This window comes from Sulfitobacter sp. D7, assembly GCF_003611275.1.
Lineage (GTDB): Bacteria > Pseudomonadota > Alphaproteobacteria > Rhodobacterales > Rhodobacteraceae > Sulfitobacter > Sulfitobacter profundi.
The window spans coordinates 1362557-1382789 of record NZ_CP020694.1 but is presented as its reverse complement, the minus strand read 5'-3'; the positions used below and the strand labels follow the sequence as shown (position 1 = coordinate 1382789).

General features: G+C 62.3%; 15 protein-coding genes and 4 tRNA genes. 12 read left to right on the top strand and 7 right to left on the bottom strand.

All coding sequences use genetic code 11. The features are described from left to right. Positions 1-123 precede the first annotated feature (123 nt). Positions 124-2079 carry an acetate--CoA ligase gene (gene acs, locus B5M07_RS06690; protein WP_120350714.1) on the top strand — a complete coding sequence of 652 codons (1956 nt, stop codon included), beginning with the start codon at positions 124-126 and terminating at the stop codon, positions 2077-2079. A gap of 58 nt (positions 2080-2137) precedes the next feature. Further along, positions 2138-2710, top strand: a complete 573-nt coding sequence (locus tag B5M07_RS06685) for an MOSC domain-containing protein (RefSeq protein WP_120350713.1) — start codon at positions 2138-2140, stop codon at positions 2708-2710. Between the two features lie 86 nt (positions 2711-2796). On the opposite strand, the gene B5M07_RS06680 is transcribed toward B5M07_RS06685, so the two are convergent. Next, positions 2797-3303 carry a DUF992 domain-containing protein gene (locus B5M07_RS06680; RefSeq protein ID WP_120350712.1) on the bottom strand — a complete coding sequence of 169 codons (507 nt, stop codon included), beginning with the start codon at positions 3301-3303 and terminating at the stop codon, positions 2797-2799. 263 nt (positions 3304-3566) lie between these two features. Between B5M07_RS06680 and B5M07_RS06675 the strand changes: the two genes are divergently transcribed. Beyond that, on the top strand, positions 3567-4103 hold the full coding sequence (locus tag B5M07_RS06675; RefSeq protein WP_120350711.1) for a flavin reductase family protein: 537 nt from the start codon (positions 3567-3569) through the stop codon (positions 4101-4103). Positions 4104-4139: 36 nt separating this feature from the next. On the opposite strand, the gene B5M07_RS06670 is transcribed toward B5M07_RS06675, so the two are convergent. The 3 genes from B5M07_RS06670 to B5M07_RS06660 form a co-directional block, all read right to left on the bottom strand. After that, entirely contained in the window at positions 4140-8480 is a 4341-nt protein-coding gene (locus B5M07_RS06670; RefSeq protein ID WP_120350710.1) for a translocation/assembly module TamB domain-containing protein, read from the bottom strand. After that, positions 8480-10294, bottom strand: a complete 1815-nt coding sequence (locus B5M07_RS06665; protein ID WP_120350709.1) for an autotransporter assembly complex protein TamA — start codon at positions 10292-10294, stop codon at positions 8480-8482. Before B5M07_RS06665 ends, B5M07_RS06670 begins: the two co-directional genes overlap by 1 nt. Before the next feature lie 295 nt (positions 10295-10589). Further along, positions 10590-10675 (bottom strand) — tRNA-Leu (locus B5M07_RS06660). Positions 10676-10895: 220 nt separating this feature from the next. Between B5M07_RS06660 and B5M07_RS06655 the strand changes: the two genes are divergently transcribed. From B5M07_RS06655 to B5M07_RS06630, 6 genes are all read left to right on the top strand, one after another. Next, positions 10896-11579, top strand: coding sequence for a DsbA family oxidoreductase (locus B5M07_RS06655; RefSeq protein WP_120350708.1), 684 nt, complete (start codon positions 10896-10898; stop codon positions 11577-11579). Positions 11580-11625: 46 nt separating this feature from the next. Further along, positions 11626-12306, top strand: coding sequence for a lipoyl(octanoyl) transferase LipB (lipB, locus tag B5M07_RS06650; RefSeq protein ID WP_120350707.1), 681 nt, complete (start codon positions 11626-11628; stop codon positions 12304-12306). A gap of 186 nt (positions 12307-12492) precedes the next feature. Beyond that, complete coding sequence (gene ctaD, locus B5M07_RS06645) at positions 12493-14166, top strand: cytochrome c oxidase subunit I (protein ID WP_120350706.1); 1674 nt, start codon at positions 12493-12495, stop codon at positions 14164-14166. A 101-nt stretch (positions 14167-14267) separates the two neighbouring features. Then, the gene (locus B5M07_RS06640) at positions 14268-14657 is read left to right on the top strand and encodes an MAPEG family protein (RefSeq protein WP_120350705.1); all 390 of its coding nucleotides are present in this window, start codon (positions 14268-14270) and stop codon (positions 14655-14657) included. 133 nt (positions 14658-14790) lie between these two features. Further along, positions 14791-14865: transfer RNA gene (locus B5M07_RS06635), tRNA-Gly, on the top strand. A gap of 156 nt (positions 14866-15021) precedes the next feature. Then, positions 15022-15096 (top strand) — tRNA-Gly (locus B5M07_RS06630). 257 nt (positions 15097-15353) lie between these two features. Here the strand turns inward: B5M07_RS06630 and rlmB are convergent. Continuing rightward, positions 15354-16130 carry a 23S rRNA (guanosine(2251)-2'-O)-methyltransferase RlmB gene (rlmB, locus tag B5M07_RS06625; RefSeq protein WP_067626569.1) on the bottom strand — a complete coding sequence of 259 codons (777 nt, stop codon included), beginning with the start codon at positions 16128-16130 and terminating at the stop codon, positions 15354-15356. 112 nt (positions 16131-16242) lie between these two features. Here rlmB and B5M07_RS19415 point away from each other — a divergent pair. Next, positions 16243-16326: transfer RNA gene (locus tag B5M07_RS19415), tRNA-Tyr, on the top strand. A 102-nt stretch (positions 16327-16428) separates the two neighbouring features. Here the strand turns inward: B5M07_RS19415 and B5M07_RS06620 are convergent. Next, positions 16429-17004 carry a hypothetical protein gene (locus tag B5M07_RS06620; RefSeq protein ID WP_162931825.1) on the bottom strand — a complete coding sequence of 192 codons (576 nt, stop codon included), beginning with the start codon at positions 17002-17004 and terminating at the stop codon, positions 16429-16431. Positions 17005-17097: 93 nt separating this feature from the next. On the opposite strand from B5M07_RS06620, the gene B5M07_RS06615 reads away from it, so the two are divergent. Both B5M07_RS06615 and B5M07_RS06610 read left to right on the top strand, forming a co-directional pair. Further along, positions 17098-18102: a hypothetical protein gene (locus B5M07_RS06615; protein WP_120350704.1), complete on the top strand. Its 1005-nt coding sequence runs from the start codon at positions 17098-17100 to the stop codon at positions 18100-18102. A 77-nt stretch (positions 18103-18179) separates the two neighbouring features. Beyond that, positions 18180-19472, top strand: coding sequence for an O-acetylhomoserine aminocarboxypropyltransferase/cysteine synthase family protein (locus tag B5M07_RS06610; RefSeq protein ID WP_067626576.1), 1293 nt, complete (start codon positions 18180-18182; stop codon positions 19470-19472). 51 nt (positions 19473-19523) lie between these two features. On the opposite strand, the gene B5M07_RS06605 is transcribed toward B5M07_RS06610, so the two are convergent. Then, the gene (locus B5M07_RS06605) at positions 19524-20225 is read right to left on the bottom strand and encodes an SIMPL domain-containing protein (protein ID WP_120350703.1); all 702 of its coding nucleotides are present in this window, start codon (positions 20223-20225) and stop codon (positions 19524-19526) included. Positions 20226-20233 lie beyond the last annotated feature (8 nt).

Sequence of the window (20233 nt, the reverse complement as noted above, 5' to 3'; positions counted from 1 at the left end):
GTATTCCAGTTGCTTATTCACTTCTTTTCACGGGCCGCTATGATCCAGCTTAGGAGGAGGCCACGGCAGCCGGGTGAGATCTGCGCCCCGTGGCAAGATGCGAACATCAAGGGAGGAACCACCATGTCCGACGCCACCGCAAAGACCTATCCGCCATCCGCCGACATGGCCGCCCGCGCCCATGTGGATGCGCAGACCTATGACAAGATGTACCACGCCTCGGTCACCGACACCGAGGAGTTCTGGCGCGAACAGGCGCAGCGGATCGACTGGATCAAACCCTTTACCCAAGTGCGCGATGTGAACTTTGACCTTGGGTCAGTCAGCATCAATTGGTTCGCGGATGGCGAATTGAACGTCAGCGCCAATTGCATCGACCGCCACCTTGAGACGCGCGGCGATCAGACCGCGATCATTTGGGAGCCGGACAGCCCCGAGGACGCCGCCAAACACATCAGCTACCGCGAATTGCACAGCGCCACCTGCCGCATGGCCAATGTGCTGCGCGATCTGGGCGTGGGCAAAGGCGACCGCGTCATCATCTACATGCCGATGATCCCCGAAGCCGCCTATGCCATGCTAGCCTGCGCGCGGATCGGCGCGATCCATTCCATCGTTTTCGCCGGGTTCTCACCGGATGCGCTGGCAGCCCGCGTCAACGGCTGCGAAGCCAAAGTCGTGATCACCGCAGATGAGGCCCCGCGCGGCGGCAAGGCCACCCCGCTCAAGTCCAATGCCGACAAGGCACTGGCGCAATGCGACGCCAGTGTGCAATGCCTCGTGGTGCGCCGCACCGGCGGGGATGTGGCATGGAACGACGCCCGCGACCGCGATTACAACGTACTGGCCGAGCAGGCCGCCGACACCTGCGAGCCGACAGCCGTGGGGGCCGAGGACCCGCTGTTCATCCTCTATACCTCTGGCTCCACCGGCCAGCCCAAGGGTGTGGTCCATAGCACCGGCGGCTATCTCACCTATGCGGCGCTTACCCATGAGGTGACCTTTGATTACCACGATGGCGATGTTTATTGGTGCACCGCTGATGTGGGCTGGGTCACCGGGCACAGCTATATCGTCTATGGCCCGCTGGCCAATGGCGCGACCACGCTGATGTTCGAAGGCGTGCCGACCTACCCCGACGCCAGCCGCTTTTGGCAGGTCTGCGAAAAGCACAAGGTCACCCAGTTCTACACTGCCCCCACCGCCATCCGCGCGCTGATGGGCCAAGGCAAGGAATTCGTCACGAAAAGCGACCTGTCGTCGCTGCGCATCCTTGGTACCGTGGGCGAGCCGATCAACCCCGAAGCGTGGAACTGGTACCATGATGTCGTCGGCCAAGGCCGCTGTCCCATTGTCGACACTTGGTGGCAGACCGAAACAGGCGGTCACCTGATGACCCCCCTGCCCGGGGCGCATGACATGAAACCGGGGGCCGCGATGAAACCGTTCTTCGGGATCAAACCCGTGGTGCTCGACCCAACCTCGGGTCAAGAGATTGAGGGCAATCCAGCCGAAGGCGTGCTTTGCATCGCGGACAGTTGGCCGGGCCAGATGCGCACCGTCTGGGGCGATCATGAGCGGTTCGAGAAAACCTATTTCGCGGATTATCCCGGCTACTATTTCACCGGCGATGGCTGCAAACGCGATGCCGATGGCGACTACTGGATCACGGGCCGCGTCGATGATGTGATCAACGTCTCAGGCCACCGCATGGGCACCGCCGAGGTCGAAAGCGCGCTGGTCGCCCATGACAAAGTCGCCGAAGCCGCCGTGGTCGGCTACCCGCATGATGTCAAAGGTCAGGGCATCTATTGCTATGTCACATTGATGAGCGGTGAAGAGCCTTCCGATGATCTGCGCAGCGAACTGCGCAACTGGGTCCGGCAAGAGATTGGCCCCATCGCCTCGCCCGATCTGATCCAATGGGCGCCCGGCCTGCCGAAAACCCGCTCGGGCAAGATCATGCGCCGCATCCTGCGCAAAATCGCCGAAAACGATTATGGCGCCTTGGGGGATACATCGACACTGGCGGATCCCAGCGTGGTGGATGATCTTATCGACAACCGAATGAACCGCTAAAGCTTGGCACGGCGCGGGTGGCTGCCCGCCCCCGCGCCATGCCCTAAGAAAGAGAGACATGGACCAAACCGCCCCCCAGATACTGCCGCCCGCCACAGCAGCGGAATGTGACGTCGCCCTGCCGGATATCCTCGCCGCGCCCAAGGATGGCGCCGTCATAGAGCAGCTCTGTTTCCGCTCTGATTACGGCCTGCGAGACCACCCCGATCAGCTGGACCTGACCGTAGGCGAAGGCATCCGTGGCGAGCGTTGGACCAAGAAACCTTGGCTGACCCTGCCCGATGGCAGTCCCGACCCGCGGATACAGGTTTCGATCCTGCCCAAACGCATCATGGACCTGTGCTGGCGCGACCGCGCAAACACGCCCCACCCCGGCGATACGATGATCGTTGACATGGACCTTGGCCATGAGAATCTGCCCGTCGGCACACGGCTACAGGCCGGATCGGCGGTGCTAGAGGTGAGCGACAAGTTCAATACCGGCTGCATCAAATGGCGCGACAGATATGGCCAAGACAGCCTGCGCTGGATCAACCGAAAGGAAAACCGCCCCCACCGCCTGCGCGGTATTCTGTGCAAGATCGTGCAAGATGGCACCGTGCGGGTCGGCGATCAGCTCGTCAAACTTTGAGGTTTGGCGAAAAGCAAAGGCCGCCCCAATGGGACGGCCTTACGTTCATTTCATATTTGTAAGCTCGGCTCTCGCCTTGCGCGGGCTTAGCCTTCGACGCGCTGCAGGTTGATCTCACCCACGCCCACAGCAAAGTTCACGCCGGTCTGGGTGTTCACGCTCAGCGGCTGAAGCGCCAGCGTGTTTTCCGAGCCACCTGTCATCAGGTTGGCGCCTGCGCCGACACCAACGGTCGCCTCAGCAGAGACACCCTTGTAGCTGCCGTTCAGACCGCCTTCGTAATATTCCTGCTCAGTTGGGGCCAACACCAGCCAAGACATCTGGCCGTTCTGGGTCTTGCCGATATCGACGCCCCAGCGGTTGATCTCACCGACATAGGTCTCATCCTCGAGACCTTCTTCGATGGGGTTGAAGGTACAGGTCAGCTCGCGGGTGGAGCCAAAGATAAAGCCGGTGCCATCGCCCACATCGCAAGACAGCGACCCGATCTCAGCGTGGTCTACGGTCTCATTGTCATCGGCCATCGCGGTGGAACCGAAAGCGGTGGCGCTCAAGAGGGCGGCGCCGAGGGTCAGTTTGGTTGCATGCATCATCTTTTGTCACTTTCCGGCGCGGCGTTGCGCGCCTTTTCTGCTTTGAACGGCATTCGGGTGCCTTGGACAGGCGGCGCAGATGACCTGCCCCGCCCCTTTCAGACAGCCAGCATCGACACCAAGTAGGGGCCGATGATGCCTCTCATCGCAGACCCAACGCCCATCCCCGGCTGGGGTTCCTACCCGTGGCCACAGAGGCGAAATACCGCGCAGGGTGACGGGGCGCGCAACGCCCCGGCACCGCTGGACAAATCAGCCGCTACATGGCACCGCTTGTCGCTATGAGTGATGATCTGATCCCCTTCTCGCCCGACAGCGGCGATGCCCCAGCCCTGCGGCGCGCCTTTGGGCGTTTCGGCACCGGCGTGACCGTGGTGACCGTGAAAACCGCACAGGGCCCCTTGGGGATGACCGCGAATTCCTTCGCCTCGGTCTCGCTTGAGCCGCCCTTGGTGCTGTGGTCGCCTGCGATCTCATCCAAACGGCACGACAGTTTCACCTCGGCCGCATCGTTCTGCATCCATGTCCTTGGCGCGGATCAAGAGGATTTAGCCCAGCGGTTCGCCGGCCAAGGTCACGACTTTTCCGGTTTCGACTGGACCGAAGATGCCGCAGGCGTGCCGACCTTTTCGGGCTGCCTTGCCCGGTTTCACTGCAACACCTACGCCGTGCATCCGGCGGGCGATCATTCGCTGATTTTGGGCCATGTGCAACAGGTCGCCCTGCGCGAGGATGGCGCGGCGGGGCTGATGTTCGACCAAGGCCGCTATGGCCAATTTACCCCGCGCGACGCGGATTAAACGCGGCCAAGGCCGCCCCGCAAGGCACCCCCGTTCTCAGTAATCCCGCTCAAAGAAGATGCCGATGCTGCTGTCGCCATCCGAGCCAAGCGTGCCCTTGGCCGTAAGGCTTTCGGTAATGTCAAGGTTGAGGGAAACCTCGCCAGTCCCGTCAGAGGCCGCCGTGACATCGGTATAGACATTGTCGGTCAGGTATTTCCCAAGCCGCAGCGCCGTTGCACCGTCGTCGGTGGTGGTCACATCCAGATCGTCCAAGCCAAAGCCTTCGCGCAGGTTGCCGATCACCCCTTCGCCGCCACGGCCCGCAAGGGTCGCCACCGCACTGGCCAATTGCAGCGCTTGGAAGGCCGAGATTTCCGAGATGTTGCGACCAAAGAGCAGTTGCGACAGCACCTCATCCTGCGGTGCGGCGGGGGTGGATTCAAAGGTCACCTCTGGCTCATTCGCAGGGCCGCTGACGATGACACGCACCTCGCCCGCTTCGGTATCGGTCGAGGTCACAAAGCGGATATAGGGAATGAAATCGCCCTGAAACTGGACCGAGCCTTCGTCGAGCAAGAAGCGTTTGCCCAAGATATCCAGCCGCCCCCGGATCAGTTCAAACCGCCCGGCAGAGATGATGCGGTTGGTGGTGCCGCTGAGGTTGAGCGAGCCGCCCAGTTCCGCATCAAGCCCGCGCCCGCGCACGAAAATCCGGTTGGGCGCGTTCAATTGCAGGTTCAGGCCAAAGCCGGGGCTAGAAGCATCCTCGGCAGGGTCTTCCCCCGCCTCGGCCCCCTCCAGCCCGGCCTTGCGCCGCGTTGCCAGAACATCGGCGGGCGCGTTGACATGGGTGATCTGCGGAATGTCCCCGATTGAGGTCAGCCCCGTTGCGGGCACCTGAATATTGGTCTCGCCTGCGTTGATCACCCCGGTGATCTGCGCCCCACCGCTTAAGGGGCCTGCAAGCCGCAGGTCGCCGTTCAGCGTGGTGCTGTAAAGGCTTGGGTCCGCATAGACGAGATTGCGCAGAGTCACGCTGATATCTGCAGGCAAGGCCGGTGTCAGGGTGATCGCCCCCGCCACACGCAGCTCTCCGCCGTCGACTGCCTGACCGGTCACGTTCAACTGCGCCCGGTTGTTGCCAAGCTGGATATCCGCATTGATCCCGCGCAGCGCCACGCGCAGGTTCGGCGCGGTGAACGTCGCGTCGCTGGTGGTGATGCGCCCGCTGACCGACGACAGCGCTGCCGGGCCGTTGATTTGCAAGTCAAACTGCGCCTGCCCCTGCAAGTTGCGCGGGGCAAGGAAGGGACGCGACAGGCCGAGCGGCGCGTTGCCCGCGATATCAAGGTTCAGCGTCCCATCGGGGCTCACCAATCCAGCCACGGTTGCCTGCGTGCCGGCGGGGCCGTTGGCATTGGTATCAATCCGCCATGCCTCCCCCTCGCGCCGGGCCGAGCCTGCGACGCTCAGCGGGCCGTTCACCTGCTCCACCAAGGCGCCGATGTCCGGCATGTTCAGCTGGAAATCGACCGCCGCATTGGGGCCGGTCACCAAGCCTTCGACCGTCGCCCGCGCGCCGAAGGGGCCGCTGGCGCTTGCATCAAGCACCACACCTGCTTCGGTCTGGCGCGCCACGCCATTCGCGGCGAAAGAACCCGTGACGCTGGGCACCAGCGGGTTCAGTTTGGGAACGGAGACGTCGAACCGCATTGAGACCTCACCGGTGACCAGCCCTTCGACCATGGCATTGCTGCCATAGGGGCCGTTGGCGCTCACATCCACGGCGATCCCGTCTTCTGTTTGACGGATGTCGCCGGTGGCCGAAAGCGGGCCATTCACACCGGGGGCGATGGGGCTAAGGTCGGGTACCGACAGATCAAAGCTGAGCGCCATATTCGGACCGGTTGCCAGACCTTCGACCACGGCGCTGCTGCCGTAGGGGCCGGTCGCGGCGACATCCACGGCAATGCCATCCTCTTGCTGGCGGACGGTGCCCTGCGCGGCAAGCGGCCCGTTGACGCCGGGGGCCAGCGGGCTGACATCCGGCAAGGTCAGGTCAAAGCGCAGCGCCATGTCAGGGCCGGTTGCCAGCCCTTCCAGCGCAACGCGACTATCGTAGGGGCCATTGGCGATGGTATCGACGACAAACCCCTGTTCGGTCTGCTCCAACGTGCCACTGGCCTCAACCCCGCCGTTGATTTGCGGCACGAGAGGTTGGATATCGGGCAACGACAGATCAAAGGCCACATCGACGCGCGGCGTGACCAGCCCCCTGACCGAGGCGTGCGCATCAAGCGGGCCGCTGGCGTTGGTGTTGATCTCCCAGCCCTGTGGTGTCTGGCGCAACTCGCCCTTGGCCGTGACAGGCCCGGTGATATCCGCGTCTGGTACGAAATCTTCGATCCGTGGGATATCTGCGGTGAAATCGATCTGCGCGTCCTCGCCCGTGGCCAAGCCTGACACGGTCAGCGCCGCGTCATAGGGGCCATCGGTGACCGCATCGACAACCCAGCCGCGCGTCTCTTGCACCGCTGTCGCCTTGACCGCGATGGGGCCTTCGTATTGCGGCAGAACCAGCCCGACATCGGCGAGCGTAAAGTCCAAATCCGCGCGGCTGTCTTCGCTGCGCAACTCGACATTGCCGGTCAGATCAATCGCGTCGTTCTTGAGGTCCAGATCACGAAGATAAGTCCCGGTCTCATTGCGCTTTGCGACCATGCTGAGGCTGGTGCGCCCCGCCAGAACCGCATCGGCCTGTTCGATCCCGATCTCAAGGTCATCCGTCCCGCCCGCAATCGCCAGATCGAACATACCGCCCAAAGGCGTGACCGTCCCGTTCAGCGCAAGCGCCGTGGCGCCCGCGATATCGCGGCCTGCCAGCGCGGAAAAGCGACTGATATCCCGCGCTTCGAGCGTCATCTTCAACTGCGTGAGCAGCCCGGTATCCACCCCATTGATCGCCGCCTCGCCGGTCAGGCCATAGTCTTCTCCCGACAGGGTCAGCCCGTTGATCTCAATCGGTTCTCCTTCGACGAAACGGATTTCGGCGCTGCCGGTGATCGCGTCCCCAATGGCCTCGGCACTGGCCGGATCGGTCAGCGACAGCCCCTCGGTGGCAAAGGTCACATCGCCAAGGAATTGGCCCAAACTGCCAAGGTTGCCTTCGAGGATCCCATCAAGCGCCAGTTGCGTTTGCGCGATTTGCAGCGCGCCCGTGTCCAGCCCGGTGATGTCGAACGCACTTTCAAAGCGGTCGCCATCGGCGGCATCGTAATCCACGCGCAGGGTCACGGCCTCTACCCGCGTGCCCTCACCCGAAATCGGCAACAGGGTCGAAGTGCCATCGGGGTTTGCGATCCGGCCAGAGATGTCGATCAGGGTCGGCCACTTCTCTTGGTTCAGCGTGACCTGCCCCTCAAGATCGACGGAATTCGCCGCAAGGGCAAAGCTGCTGACCTCAACAGCACCGTTGCTCTCAAGCAGCGCATCCAGCGCCAGCCGCACGTCTTCCCCGAAAAATTCGCGGTAGCGAGGAGCGAGCAGCGCGGTGATGTCGCCGCCAATATCGGCCTGAATGCGACGGTCAGGGGTTTCGCTGGCGCGGCGTGGGGCCTGCGTGCCAAGGGTCACTTGCCCGGCCAAACGCTCTTGCCCATCGGTGGCGATGGTCACATCGGTCGCGAAATCATCCAGAGGACCCGCGCCTTCGACGGTCATCTGCACCGAAGGCTGTCCCGGCAGGTTCAGCAGTTTCGAGGCGATGCCTTCGGGGTCTTCGGTCAGGTTCAACAGCAGGTCCAGCACGTTTTCCGTGCGGTCGAAATTGGCCTGAATGTCGAACTCACCCTTTTTGCCATCGGTGCGGCGGGCCTGAAAATCGACAATACCGACCGTATCGGTCAGCCGCGCATTTGCCTTGACCGAAAGCTGCGCAGCCTCGCCCAGAATGGGCTCACCCAGATTGATCTCATCCACGGAAAAGTCAGCGATTTCAATGGAGACGGGCAGATCGGGCAAGGCAAAGGGTTTGGCCTCGGCATCGGGCAGATCGACCTCATTGCTGACCGGCAGACGCTCAACATCCAGCCGCCCGGCGGTGAGTTGCTCAACCTCTAGCCGTCCGCGCAGCAAGGCCGAGCGGTTCCAATCCAGCACCACCTCTTCCAACGTCAGCCAGATGCCATCGTCGTCCGAAATCGTCATCCGATCAAAGGAGGCTGCCGAACTCAGCGCCCCTGAAAACCCGTCAATGCTGACAGTGCGGCCCGCGCCACTCAGCGCATCCTGAATGGTCCGGGTGAGAAAGCCCTTATCATCATCCTGCGCAAAAGCCGGTGTGAGGCAGGCCAGATAGACAAAGCTGGCGGTGAGAATCTGCAAAAACTGTCGCATTAAAACGCCTGTCCAATCCCGATATAGACTTGGAAATCTTCATCAACTTCCGGCCCCGAGGTGGGCACGGCCACATCCAGACGGATCGGGCCGATGCCCGTGGCATAGCGCAGCCCCAGCCCCGCGCCGGAGTGCCAAGTGCCTGATCCGTCGTAGAATTCTTCTGACCCGATATAGCCCGCATCGGCAAAGCCCACGACGCCGATCTTCTCGGTCAGGGCCACCCGCGCCTCTGCCGAGAGGCCGACAAAGCTGCGCCCGCCCACGGTGTCGCCGCTTGCCAGATCAACCCCCAGCGACTGATAGGGCTGCCCGCGCACGGTGCCGCCCCCGCCAGAGTAAAACAGGTAATCCGCAGGCGCCTCGGAAAGGTCCGGCCCGGCGACGGAGCCAAGCTGCCCCCGGAAGGCCAGTGTCACGGGGCGCTCGGTTCCAAAGCTGCGGTAGTAACGCGCATCAAAATAGGTCCTCAGACCGCTTTCAGACCCCGACAGCGCGACGAAGGGCGTGATATTAGCGTCGATGTAATAGCCCTCGGTCGCGTCCAGTTCCTTGTCGCGGTAGTCGAACTCAGCCCCCAGCGGCAAGGTCAGCAGGGTGTATTGGTTGGTGCCAAAGGCATCCTCTGTCTCGGCCACACGCAGGCCAAGGCCCGCAGAATAGGTGCGGTTTTGGTTGGCGATCCGCTCGATCCCCGCTTCCAGATCCAACTGACGGGAGAAGTAATTCACCTCATCCAGCTGCTCTAGCGTCGCCAGCGCATAGAAATCGGTATCTTCGTTAAAGGTCGCCGGACGCTCGAACCGAGCGGAGAGCGTATAGTCTTCGCCGCCCGAGTTGCCGCCGATGCCTTCGATCTCTGCCGACAAGCGCAGCCGTTCGGCTCCGCCCAACAGATTACGGTGCAGCCAGAAGGTGCTCAACGTCAGCCCTTCGAGCGAAGACAGTTCCGCGCCAAACCCAAAGCGGCGCTTGGGCGCTTCTGTCACCTGCGCGGCAATGGGCAGCGTGTCATTTGGGCCAATCCGATCCGCTTCGATCAGGGCCACGGCATCAAAAGCGCCGGTGCGGCGCAGCCGTTCGGTGGCCAGTTCCAACTCCTCGGGAGAGAAGACCTCTCCCTCCGGCAGGCCCGCGATCTCAATCAGGCGGGCGGTGCGCACGTCTTCGTTGCCGGTCACGGTCAGCGCACCAAAGCGCAGCTTTGGTCCCGGGGCGATCCGCAAGGCAGCGTCGATCTGCCGTTCACGGTGTTTGGCCACAAGATCCTGATCGGCCAATTCCGCCTTTGCGTGGCCCACATCGCGCCAGCCGCTGACCCCGGCCGAGACGGTTTCCTTGAGCACACCAAGGCTCGCAGTTTCGCCGCTGGCGAAACCCTCCGGCAGTTCGGTACCGGGGGCAACAGGCGCGATACGGGCCGCGCCAAAGCGGAACTTTGGCCCCGGGTCCACGGTGATCACGGCGCGGTCGATGCGGCGCGGCGGCTGCACCGGGGGAATCGCGGCGGCATCGACGCCGTCCAAGGTGATCTTGAGCGTCGGCCCGAAATACCCATTGTCGTAAAGCAGCGCCAAAAGCCTGCCATAGTCCGCCTGCGCTGCGGCGACCAATTCCTGCGGCGTGGCCGGTTCGGCATCTTCATCGGTTTGCTCGGCCAGCAGCGACCCGTCGCGCAGGGTGGCATAAAGCTCTGAATCATCGTCGATACCGGTGATGGCCAGTTCTGCCGCCTGCGCCGCAGCCCCCCCACCAAGAAGAAGTCCAAGAGCGAGACAATACGCCGCCCCTTGAGTCTGCCCTTGTTGCGCCACGCGCTACCCTCCTTGCGTTTCGTCACCCCGGTTTTCGCGCCGGTTTTCCTTAGCCCGCTCAGCACGAGCCTTTTTCTCATCAACCGTTAAACGGCATTGCCGCCTTGGCTGCAAACATTCTGCCGGGGCAATAGCGGTATGAGAGCCCTGTTCGCCCGTCTCGCACAGAAGCGGACCGCAAAATCGGCAAAATACCGCGCAGCAAAGTGTAGTCTGCACGCGACGAGAGACGAGGGCTGAAACGAGTTTTCTTTTTTGGGTGATCCAACCATAGCTTTGCCATTGCAAAGCATGGTGGTGCGGTCGGAGAGACTCGAACTCTCACGGGTGTTACCCCACAGCGACCTCAACGCTGCGCGTCTACCATTCCGCCACGACCGCACGCCATGGTTGGTGGGCGGGGTTTAGCCAAAGACCAAGGGCTTGTGAAGAGGCAATCGGCAAAATTTTTCAGTGAGTTTCAGAAAGCGGGTTAAGCCCCTATTTTCCCGCGGCCACTTCGCTGATCACAATCCCTTTAGTGCCCTGCAATCTGACACCTCAGACGTTGAAACGCCGCGTCCGGCAAGCCATCTGTGGACCAAGCAACAAGGAACACGCCATGCCCGCAGATACCGCCACGCCTTCAACTGACGCCCCCACCGTGCAGATCGACATCGTGTCGGATGTCATGTGCCCTTGGTGTATCGTTGGCTATAAACAACTGGAACAAGCGCTCGGCGCGGTCGGCGTGGGCGCATATCTGCGCTGGCATCCCTTTGAGTTGAACCCGCAGATGCCAGCCGAAGGCCAAAACATGGCCGAACATCTGGCCGAGAAATATGGATCCACCCCCGCGCAATCGGTCGAGAATCGCAAGCGGCTGTCCCAGATGGGCAGCGACTTGGGCTTTGCCTTCAACTTTTCCGACGACACGCGGATGCAAAATACATTCGCCGCGCATCAGTTGCTCACTTGGGCGCAGGCCAAGGGGCTGCAACACCCGCTCAAAATGGCGCTCTTCGATGCGCATTTCACGCAAGGGCACAATGTGAATGATCCCGAGGTGCTGGCCGATGTCGCGGCCTCCGTCGGGCTGGACCGCACCGAGGCGCTGGAGGTGCTTAGCAGCGGCAGCTTCGCCGAACAAACCCGCGAAGCACAGCAATTCTGGACCTCCCGCGGCATTTCCGGCGTGCCGTCGATGATTTTTGAGGGCAAATACCTCGTTACCGGAGCACAGGGGGCCGATAATTATGCCCAGATGCTCCGCAAGGTTCTGGAAGAACGTGACGCCGCCGCCTAACGCAGAGCCTCTGGCGGTGCGGCGCGGGTCTTGCTAAGGCATCCCTATGGTTGAATGGATCATCAGCGACGGCTTGACCGATTACCGCACCGCCGAGGCGTGGATGGAGGCGCGCGCCACCGCCATCGCCGCGGGCGAAGCCGAGGAATGCATCTGGCTGGTAGAACACCCCCCGCTCTACACCGCGGGCACCTCGGCGCGTGCCGAAGACCTGACAGAGCCGGACCGCTTTCCCGTCTATCCCACCCGGCGCGGCGGGCAGTACACCTATCACGGACCGGGCCAGCGCGTGGCCTATGTGATGCTGAACGTCGCCGCACGGGGTCGCGATGTCCGCTGTTTCGTGCGCCAGCTTGAAAATTGGGTGATCGCCACATTGGATGAATTCAACCTGCGCGGCGAGGTTCGCCCCGGGCGTGTCGGCGTTTGGGTACAGCGGCCCGAGAAACCCGCCCAGCCCGATGGCAGCCCCGCCGAAGACAAGATCGCCGCGATTGGAATCAGGCTGCGCAAATGGGTCAGCTTTCACGGCATCAGCATCAATGTTGAACCGGAGCTCAGCCATTTTGGCGGCATCGTGCCCTGCGGCATCACGAACCATGGGGTGACCTCACTGGTCGATCTGGGTCTGCCCGTGACGATGGACGATGTCGATCTAGCCCTGCGCGCCACCTTCGATGATGTCTTTGCCAATGACCCCTCTGGCAGCTGCGACATCGCCTCCTGAGAGAGGCAAAGCGCGCGCCAAGCGGCGTTAGAACCCGATTATACGTCGATAGCCGCAGCGGAAAAAATACCCTCCCTGCGACCATCGCGCCCATTGCCCCCGCGAGACGGTCGCTCTAAAACGGGCGCGACACCGCATGTGCCGCCTATGGCGCCATGTGTCCAATTCATTTGCAGGAGGCACCGCATGGCAGACGCAGCCATTCACGGCCAAGATCATCACGACGACCGGGGGTTCTTTACCCGGTGGTTCATGTCCACAAACCACAAAGACATCGGTATCCTTTATCTGATCGTCTCGGCCTTGGTCGGTCTTATCTCGGTGGCATTCACCGTTTACATGCGCCTTGAGCTCATGAACCCCGGCGTTCAATACATGTGTATGGAAGGCGCACGTTTCATCGCGGATAGCGCCGCTGCATGTACGCCCAACGGCCACCTGTGGAACGTGCTGATCACCGGCCACGGCATCCTGATGATGTTCTTCGTCGTGATTCCCGCCCTCTTCGGCGGTTTCGGCAACTACTTCATGCCGCTGCAAATCGGCGCGCCGGATATGGCTTTCCCGCGGATGAACAACCTCAGCTTCTGGCTCTATGTCGCCGGTACAACGCTGGCGGTCTGCTCGCTGCTGACACCGGGCGGCAATGGCCAACTGGGCTCCGGCGTGGGCTGGGTGCTCTACCCGCCGCTCTCGGTCCGCGAAGCAGGCATGTCGATGGACTTCGCGATCTTCGCCGTCCACGTCTCGGGTGCGTCTTCGATCCTCGGTGCGATCAACATGATCACCACCTTCTTGAACATGCGTGCCCCCGGCATGACCCTGTTCAAAGTGCCGCTCTTTGCATGGTCGATCTTCGTCACAAGCTGGCTGATCCTTCTGTCCCTGCCGGTACTGGCGGGCGCGATCACCATGCTGCTGATGGACCGCAACTTCGGCTTCGCCTTCTTCGACCCCGCAGGCGGTGGTGACCCGATCCTCTACCAGCACATCCTGTGGTTCTTTGGTCACCCCGAAGTATACATCATCATCTTGCCCGGCTTTGGCATCATCTCCCACGTGATCGCGACCTTCTCGCGTAAACCGGTCTTCGGCTACCTGCCGATGGTTTGGGCGATCATCGCGATTGGCGCTCTGGGCTTCGTCGTTTGGGCGCACCACATGTACACCGTGGGCATGACCTTGAACCAGCAGGCCTACTTTATGCTGGCCACCATGGTCATCGCGGTGCCAACAGGGGTGAAGGTCTTCAGCTGGATCGCCACCATGTGGGGCGGCTCTATCGAGTTTAAAACTCCGATGCTTTGGGCCTTCGGCTTCCTGTTCCTCTTCACCGTCGGTGGCGTCACCGGCATCGTGCTGAGCCAGGCCGCTGTGGACCGTGCCTATCACGACACCTACTACGTCGTGGCGCACTTCCACTACGTGATGTCGCTCGGTGCCGTCTTCGCCATCTTTGCAGGCATCTACTTCTACCTGCCCAAGATGACAGGCCGTATGTACCCCGAATGGGCCGGCAAACTGCACTTCTGGGCAATGTTCATCGGCGCCAACCTGACCTTCTTCCCCCAGCACTTCTTGGGCCGTCAGGGCATGCCACGCCGCTACATCGACTACCCCGAGGCCTTCGCCTACTGGAACCAGTGGTCCTCGATCGGCGCCTTCCTCAGCTTCGCCTCCTTCCTGTTCTTCTTCGGGATCATGGCCTACACGCTGACACGCGGCGCCCGCTCCACGGCGAACAACCCATGGAACGAGTTCGCGGATACGCTAGAATGGACCCTGCCCAGCCCGCCGCCCGAACACACGTTCGAGCAGCTTCCAAAGCAGGAAGACTGGGACAAACAGCACAGCCACTAAGCGCTGCGTCACCATTTCAAAGGCCCCGCCACACGCGGGGCCTTTTCTTTTGCACCGCTGCACTGTCACACTCAGCGAAAGCCCCAGACAAAGGTCACCCCATGCCTCTCACCCTCACTCCGATTTACGCCGCCCTTTGTGCGCTGGTTTTTCTCGGCCTCAGCTGGCATGTGATTGCCTACCGGCGGGTCAATCGCATCTCTCTCGGCGATACCGGAGACAAGGCGCTGCTCAAACGCATGCGCGCACAGGCCAATGCCGCAGAATACATGCCCATCGCGCTGATCTTGCTGGCGCTGACCGAAGCCAATGGCGCCCCCGCACTGGCTGTCCACGCCCTTGGCCTCGCGCTGCTGACAGGCCGCATCCTGCATCCTCTAGGCTTTGCCGCCACCCCGCAAAAATTCATCCTGCGCCAGGTCGGTATGGTTCTGACCCTCGCCATGATCGCCGCCTCGGCCCTCGGTTTACTGGGTCACGCCCTCTTCTAATTCATCCTTTTTCAAATACCCGCGGGGGTCCGGGGGCAGCGCCCCCGCCCTGCGCAACTTTTTCCGCCAAAAACCACATTTCCCTCTTGAAGCCCCCTGCCCCAATGGGTATCTCGCCCTCACCAGACGGTAAGCGGGCGTAGCTCAGGGGTAGAGCATAACCTTGCCAAGGTTAGGGTCGGGCGTTCGAATCGCCTCGCCCGCTCCATCTGGTCTTCACAGGGTCGCATCCTCGGATGCGGCCCTTTGTGTTTTTCAGGCCCGTGACGAATGCCAGAAAAATCGCATGGACCCGGCCAAGCCGCCGCATTTTACCTCTTGCAGCCCCCCGCGCGAATGGGTATTCCCCCCTCACCAACCGGATGCGGGCGTAGCTCAGGGGTAGAGCATAACCTTGCCAAGGTTAGGGTCGGGCGTTCGAATCGCCTCGCCCGCTCCAGGTTGATCCTACCACCCCGTAGGAAACGCAAAGCCGCCCCTCGGGGCGGCTTTTGTGTATCTCGCGTCCACCATGACATAAAAAAACGCCCCATGACGAACACGGGGCGTAAGGTACGGAACGAGGGACAGTAGGTGGCCGGCAGGCGTTCCGGGCCTGCGGTCACCTTTAAATTTAGGAACCCTTGGCCGTTTTCAAAGGGGCCGGACCCTGCGGCCCCGCCCCCTGCCCGGTTTTGAGCCAGTTCTTGCCGATTCTCAGCCCCCGACCCGGCTGGCATAAAGCGCAATCGCCGCGGCGTTAGAGACATTGAGCGACCCAAATCCGCCAGCCGCATCGATCCGCACCAGCGCATCCACGGTCTCGCGGGTCTTCTCACGCAGCCCCGGCCCCTCGGCCCCCAGAACCAGCGCCACAGGGCGGTCACGGCGGCCCTCTACCGCGCCCTCGATGGTCTGGGTGGCCTCCCCATCCAGCCCCAGCACCAGATACCCCATATCCTGCAGGGCGCGGATCGCATCAGCGAGGTTGCGCACCCGCAGATAGGGCTGACGCTCCAACGCGCCGCTGGCGGTCTTGGCCAACGCGCCGGTCTCAGGCGCGGAGTGGTGCTTGGTGCCGATGACCGCCGAAGCGCCCAAGACTTCAGCCGAGCGGAGAATCGCGCCGACGTTGTGCGGATCGGTCACCCGGTCGAGCAACAGCAGCCGCGGTGCGGAATCGCCGATGGCGACATCCTCCAACCGGCCCCAGTTCAGCGGCTTCACTTCCAGCACCGCGCCTTGGTGGACGGAGTTGGGATCGAGCGGCGGGCGGAACTTGCGCGGGTCAACGACCTGCGGCGTGATTCCCGCCTCTGCGATGGCATCCTCCAACTTGGCTTGGGCATTCGGCGTGACCATCAGCTGCAGTTTTTCGCGGTTCGGGTTCATCAGCGCATCGCGCACCGCATGCAGACCAAAAAGCCAGACCGTCTGCGCCGCTTCGGCCTTCTTGTCCTGCTCTTTTTGCACGACCCATTTGGGTTTCTTCATCTCTTTATCCTTTCGTGCGATTTCCCCAACATTTCTCAGGAATTCGCCTTGACGCTTCTTTGGGTCGCTTGTAATCACGCCCCCACGTCAGGTGCAATGCACAGGACAAAGTGGGCGACAGGCCGCAAGGTGTGGCAGGGGACTGTAACTCCCTCGCGGAGACGCACGCCTGGTTCGATTCCAGGGTCGCCCACCACTTTCTCCTCCGTAGATGACCCCGGAACCACGCGAGCGTAACGCCCGTGGCCACCGATCAATCCCCCGGATCGATCCTGCGCGCGACGGCAACGTAACCGCCTCACGGGATCAGCACGTCCCCCCGCGAAAACGCCTCAAGCTCCATGCTCAGATCGTCGTATACCAACTGAACCCGAACCGTCTGAACAGACCCGAGGTCGAATGTCAGATACGGCTGCGGATCATCATCCAGAATCGCATTGGGCGAAGGCAGCGCCTCGTGGCAGGGGGGCATCGGCCAATTCTGCATCGGCGCGTCGTTGACCGCGACCGCCATCGCGGCCAGCCCGCAGCGCCAGCTCCACAGATGGGTGACATAGACGAGATCCTGCCCGTCATACTCCCGCACCGCGATCCAATTGCCGCGCGTCGCGTTCAGGATCGGCTTCACCTCTGCGGCGGTTGTGAACCGGCCCGTGGGGGTTTGATCTTCGGCAACCAATCCGGGGGGCACGGCAGCCATGTGAAATGCCCGCGGCGGTTCTGCGGGTGCGAGAGGCGCCGCCGGACTGGCCGGTGCTGCGGGCCGCGCCGGGGCCTGCACCGTCATCGGTGCATCCGGTCGGCCAACCCCGTCCAAAGGGGCGGCTGGTCCGCCAAGGCTGATCGCGATCACGGCGAAGACAAAATCGAACATTCCGAACCCTCCCGCAGGCCGCTCAAATTGCTGGCTTTTGCCAAGAGACGCCTGCCCCTATATTGGCCGAAAACCAAAAGGCCTTGCCCAAGTATGACACGCAATTCGCGTATCCCGCAAACTTTCAACGTCGTCATCGTGGGGCAGCAGGGCCGGCTGACCTATGAAGCGTTGCTTTTTGCCGCCTCCCTGCGCCATTCTTGCCCGCAGTTCCAAGGCCGCCTGCTGATCGCCGAGCCGCAGCCCGGACCGCTTTGGGACAACGACCCGCGCATCATCGACACCGCGCTGCGTGAGGCGCTGACCGACCTCGGAGCAGAGTTCATCCCCTTCGAGAGCCAGCATTTCGGCAGCGCCTACCCCTATGGCAACAAAATCGAGATGCTCAGCGCCCTGCCCGCGGGCGAACCCTTTGTTTTCTTTGACACAGACACGCTGATCACTGGCGATCTGGCCGCCGTGCCTTTTGATTTTGACCGGCCCTCGGCCTCCCTGCGGCGCGAAGGGACATGGCCCGAGCCGCAGCTTTACGGGCCGGGCTATACCGCGCTCTGGAAGTCGCTTTACGACAAGTTTGACCTCAACTTCGCCAGCAGCCTCGACCTGAGCCAGCCGGATGAATATTGGCGCCGTTATCTCTATTTTAACGCCGGGTTCTTCTACTACCGCTGCCCGCATGAATTTGGCGCGCTGTTTCTGCGCTATGCGCTGGCGGTACGGGATGATCCTCCTGTGGAGCTTTGCGCGCAGAGCTTCGACCCATGGCTCGACCAAATCGTGCTGCCACTGGTGATCCACGCCCTCGGCGGTGGGCGGGATGCCCTGCCCTCTGGCTTGCTGGATGGCACGGTGACCTGCCACTACCGGTTTCTGCCGCTGCTCTATGCCCGCGAAAGCGACCATGCGATTGAGGTTCTAGAGACCATCACCGCCCCCAACCAGATGAAAAAGCTACTCAAGCAGCGCGATCCGATCAAGCGGATGGTCTATCAGGGGCGCGGCGCCAAGGTGCGCGCGCTCTTTGATCAAGACAACCTGCCGCGCCGCGAACAGGCGATCCGCAACCGGATCAAATCCAACGGTTTTTGGATGCGCTGAGCGATCCGTCCACCGTTGTCTGAACGGTTCTTTGCGCCTAGGCTGCGCGAAATCCATTCTTCTGAGAGGACAGACCAATGGCCGACAGCCCCAAACATCAATTTGACACGTTGCAGATTCACGCAGGCGCCACACCCGACCCGGCCACCGGTGCGCGGCAGACGCCGATCTACCAGACCACGGCCTATGTCTTTCGCGATGCCGATCACGCGGCGGCGCTCTTTAACCTGCAAGAAGTCGGCTATATCTATTCGCGCCTGACCAACCCCACCAACGCCGTCCTGCAAGAGCGGATTGCCACGCTCGAAGGCGGTGTGGGGGCGGTCTGCTGCTCCTCGGGTCACGCGGCGCAGATCATGGCGCTGTTCCCGCTGATGGGACCGGGCAAGAATATCGTCGCCTCCACCCGTCTTTATGGCGGCACGGTCACGCAGTTCAGCCACACGATCAAACGCTTCGGTTGGTCCTGCAAGTTTGTCGATTTCGACGATCCGCAAGCCGTCGCCGATGCGATCGACGACGACACCCGCGCGGTCTTTGGTGAGGCCATCGCCAACCCCGGCGGCTATATCATGGATGTGCGCGCCATTGCCGATGTGGCCGATGCGGCGGGCATTCCGCTGATCATCGACAACACCAGCGCCACGCCCTACCTCTGCCGCCCGATTGAGCATGGCGCGACGCTGGTGGTGCATTCCACCACCAAATACCTCACCGGGAACGGCACCGTCATGGGCGGCTGCGTCGTGGATTCGGGCAAATTCGACTGGTCCGCGAATGACAAATTCCCCTCGCTCAGCCAGCCCGAGGAAGCCTATCACGGGATGAAGTTCCACGAGACCTTCGGCGCGATGGCCTTCACCTTCCACGGCATCGCCATCGGGCTGCGTGATCTGGGGATGACGATGAACCCACAGGCGGCCCACTACACGCTCATGGGGATCGAGACCCTGTCACTGCGGATGGACCGCCATGTGCAAAACGCGGTCAAGGTTGCCGAATGGCTCGAACAGGACGACCGCGTTGATTACGTCACCTACGCCGGGCTGAAATCCTCGCCCTATCACGAGCGGATGCAAAAGGTCTGCCCCAAGGGCGCGGGCGGGCTTTTCACCTTTGCGGTCAAAGGCGGTTATGACGCCTGCGTGAAACTGGTCAACAGCCTTGAAATCTTTAGCCATGTGGCGAACTTGGGCGATACGCGCTCGCTGATCATCCACTCGGCATCGACCACCCACCGCCAGCTGACGCAAGAGCAGCAAGAAGCGGCAGGGGCCGGGCCGGGCGTGGTGCGTATCTCAATCGGGACAGAAGACGCCGACGATCTGATCGCCGATCTGGATCAGGCGCTGACCAAAGCGACCAGCTAAACCTTCGCCCCCGCCGATCACCTCGGCGGGGGATTTTCCATCCAAGGCGGCTTACTGCCCCGGCGCAATCGCGAAGGTCATGGAGACCTCGGCCTGCAGCTCGACCTCGCCTTCGGCCACGGCACTGTCCATCGCCATGCCCATGCGGGCGGCCTCGAACATCTTAGGCTGGGAATGCGAATTCTCGGTCATGCGGATCAGCGTGCCCAGCTTCACCCCCGCGGCATCGGCCAATTGCCGGGCGCGTTCGGTGGCATCGGCAACCGCGGCTTTGCGCGCCTCTGCCAACGCGCCTTTCGGATCTTGAAGACCAAAGTCCAAGCCGTTGAAATCATTCGCACCTTCGTCGATCACCGCGTCCATCATCGCACCAAGCCGGTCCAGATCGCGGACCTTTACGGTCACCGAATTGCCCGCTTGATAGCCGGTGATGCGCGGCGGGGCGCCATTTTCGACGGGGCGGCGGTCATGCACGGGGCGCAGGTAGAAGCGGCTGGTCTGACGGTCCTTCGCCGCGATGCCCTGCGCGTCAAGCTGGGTCAGGATCGCAGATACCGCTTCGGTCACCTTGTCCATCGCGGCTTTGGCGGTCTCGGCCTCTTCGGTCACGCCCAGCGTGATCGTCGCCATGTCGGGCACGGCGGCGATGCTGCCTTGGCCGGTGACGATAATCCCCTCTTCCGGTCCCTGCTGGGCCGAGACCAGCCCCGCCCCCGCCATCCACGCCAGTGCCACCCAATTCATCAGTCGCATGTTCGCTC